Origin of the sequence: Dysgonomonas sp. Marseille-Q5470, assembly GCF_951230145.1 — a bacterium.
GTDB lineage: Bacteria > Bacteroidota > Bacteroidia > Bacteroidales > Dysgonomonadaceae > Dysgonomonas.
Genome location: NZ_CATNVE010000023.1, coordinates 1 through 3388, shown reverse-complemented (window position 1 = coordinate 3388; position 3388 = coordinate 1). Strand labels below are relative to the sequence as shown.

Below are 3388 nucleotides of genomic sequence, written 5' to 3'. Positions count from 1 at the left end.
GACAAACTTATCCGTATCGACCACACGGATAAAGCTCTCGATCCGTATCGCCTTAAATTTGATGGTAAGGTAAAGATACATATTGAGCTAACAGGTCAGTTTCAACCTCTAGATCTTAATAAACTCAATTGGAAAGAGACTGAGAAGTTGGGACTTTCAGGTGACAAATTACAGGATGCCCTTAAAGCGATGGTTTACGGACATAAATCTCCCGGATTGGTCGATATCAAACCAACTGTTGATGGCAATGAGTTTCCGATGCAGGCTCGTTTATCATTAGAACCACAGGCGGATGGCAGTATCAAGTTGGTAACCCATCCCAAGCAAGAACAGCCCGATTTTGACAAACCATTTATGGGAATAACCTTTTCGGAGCAAGATAAAGAGCAACTCCAAAAGACAGGGCACGGAGCACGAGTCTATGAACTTGAACCCGTAGGCAGAGGTGAGAAGATCCCCTCGCTTGTATCTCTCGACAAAATGACGAATCGACTCGAAGCCGTACCTCTCTCCGAAATCAATATCCCTCAAACCTTAAAAAATGCTACACTCTCTCCCGAACAGCAACAAGGATTGAAAGAAGGTAAAGCCGTATGGGTTGAGGGCATGGATAAAAAAGTAAAGCCGGGAGAAGAACCACAGAAGATAGATCGTTTTGTACAGTTCAATGCTGTCAATAAAAACTTCGACTTCAAGTTCAGCGACGAACAACGGCAACAGCATAAGGAACAGCGACAGGCTAAACAGAGTGAAGGACAAGCACAGGAAAAGCCATTACCCAAAGCCCGTAAAGTTGATGAGGTATGGATTTATTCTAAGCAAGGTGGCGTACAACTCAGTAAAGAAGAATTTACCAAGCTGTGTAACAAAGAACCAATCTTTGTTGAGGGCATGCAATCCCGTCCCAAACAACAACAAGCTGATGCCTCAGGTGCACAGAAAGTAGAAGCTACCGATCAGAAAGGACAGAAGTATAATGCATGGGTATGGGTTGACGAAAACAGAGATAAAGTTCGTCATACCTCTAAGCATCCCGATCAGGTACGAGCCATCGAAGCCAAGCAAGCTGCTAAGGATTCTCAGAAAGTGACTCCTGTTGCCGAAAGTAAGACACAAGTGGCTGTCAATAATGAGGGCAAGACCAACGAGGCAACCAAATATTCCAAAGAGCCGCTAAAGCAAGGTCAGATACAGCCCACCGCCAAGCAAGTCGAAAAGAAGGAGCAGCAACAGGAACAAAAACAATCTCCTGCTGCTCCAAAGAAAAGCAAAGGGCGAAAAATGTAGAAATATAAAATAATAAAAGGGTCTGCGACCCCAACCACTAAAAAATCAATGTTACAATGAAAATAATAATAGCAGAAAAACCTTCTGTGGCTAAAAGTATAGCAGCCATAGTCGGAGCAAACAATAAAAGAGAAGGCTATATAGAAGGTAACGGATATGCCGTTACATGGGCATTCGGACATTTGGTAGGACTCGCCATGCCAGAACATTATGGTATCACAGGATTTCAGAAAGAGAACCTGCCGATACTTCCCCAAGAATTTAAACTCTTGCCCCGACAAGTCAAAGAGGGTAAAGAATACAAAAACGATCCCAGTGTGATGAAGCAACTAAAGGTTATCCGCGAGTTATTCCATCGTGGAGAATCTATAATTGTGGCAACCGATGCCGGACGAGAAGGGGAACTCATATTCCGCTATATATACGAATATATAGGATGCACCCTTCCGTTTGAAAGACTTTGGATCAGTTCGCTAACAGACCGAGCTATCAAAGACGGCTTTAAAACGCTTCGCCCCGGAGCAGATTATGACAATTTGTATGCTTCTGCCAAAGCCCGCAGTACCGCTGATTGGCTCGTAGGGATCAATAGCAGTCAGGCTCTTTCTATCTCGGCAGGATACGGTGTTTGGTCACTTGGCAGGGTACAAACCCCGACACTGGCGATTATTTGTAGTCGTTATCTGGAAAATAAAGACTTCAAGCCACAGACCTATTTTCGTTTGAAATTACAAACAGAAAAAGAAGCTACTACTTTTACCGTTCATTCGGTAGATAAATTCGACACCCGAACCCATGCTGAAGAAGTTACGGCAAAGGTAAAAGCCGCAGGAGCTATACAGGTTACCGCCGTAGAACGCAAGGAGGTTAAGCAGGAACCACCCTTGCTGTACGACCTTACCACACTTCAGAAAGAAGCCAACAGCAAGCACGGTTTTTCGGCAGATAAGACGCTGACGATAGCACAAAGTCTGTATGAGACGAAGAAAATCTCCTATCCACGAACCGGTAGCCGTTATATTTCCGAGGATGTGCTGGAGGAAATACCGCACCTAATAGCAACACTTCGTTCGCACTCGCTTTTTAGGCCTTATATTGATAGCCGATTTGACACCAAACTCAATACCCGTTCGGTCAATGATGCCAAAGTGGCCGACCACCATGCACTGATTATCACAGAAGAATCGGCTACCAATCTATCTAAAGACGAACAACTCATCTATGACATGGTTGCCGGACGTATGCTCGAAGCCTTTGGCGAAACTTGCATCAAAGAGAACACCTCCGTATCACTTGATGTCGATGGCGTACACTTTTCCTGCAAAGGGAGCGTTACACTCGTCCCCGGCTGGAGGGCGGTATTTGATGGGAATGACGAGCCAAACGACGGAGAAGATGAGAACTCAACTCTCCCTGTTTTGGTCGAGGGAGACAATCTTCCGATTCATGATTGCGAGATTCAAGAGAAGCAAACCAAGCCGAAACCATTGCATACGGAAGCTAGTTTACTTAGTTCGATGGAATCCGCAGGCAAAGAGGTGGAAGATGAACAACAGCGTGAAGCAATGAAGGAGTGCGGTATCGGAACACCTGCCACCCGTGCATCTATTATCGAAACACTATTTTCCCGTGAGTACATCGTCCGAGAGAAAAAATCTCTTGTTCCGACCAATAAAGGATTGATAGTCTATCTGGCGGTCAAAGACAAGAAGATAGTCGATGTAGCGATGACAGGACAATGGGAGCAAGCCTTAAACAAAATAGCATCGGGCAATATGGATGCTGCGACGTTCCACAGAGGGATAGAGGTCTATACTTCACAAATCACCACAGAACTACTATCTACAGTTATTGAGCATACGGATAATCGCAATACCTGCCCTTGTCCCAAATGTAAAAATGGGCAAGTAGTATTTTATCAGAAGGTAGCCAAATGCAAAGATGAAAATTGTGGATTGACTGTATTTAGAACCATTGCTAAAAAAGAATTGACGGATGGACAGTTAACCGATCTTCTGATGAATGGGAAGACTGCTCTAATCAAAGGTTTCGTTAGTTCTAAGACCGGAAGCACCTTTGATGCCATCGTAAAATTTGATGC

2 protein-coding genes are annotated in these 3388 nt (G+C 44.4%); both read left to right on the top strand.

The genetic code is table 11. From position 1 onward, the window contains the following. On the top strand, positions 1 to 1287 hold a 1287-nt coding region (locus tag QOX35_RS16350), incomplete at its 5' end, for a DUF3945 domain-containing protein (protein WP_283687829.1). Between the two features lie 56 nt (positions 1288 to 1343). Next, positions 1344 to 3388: type IA DNA topoisomerase (locus QOX35_RS16345; RefSeq protein ID WP_283687828.1), on the top strand; the 2045-nt coding region annotated here is incomplete at its 3' end.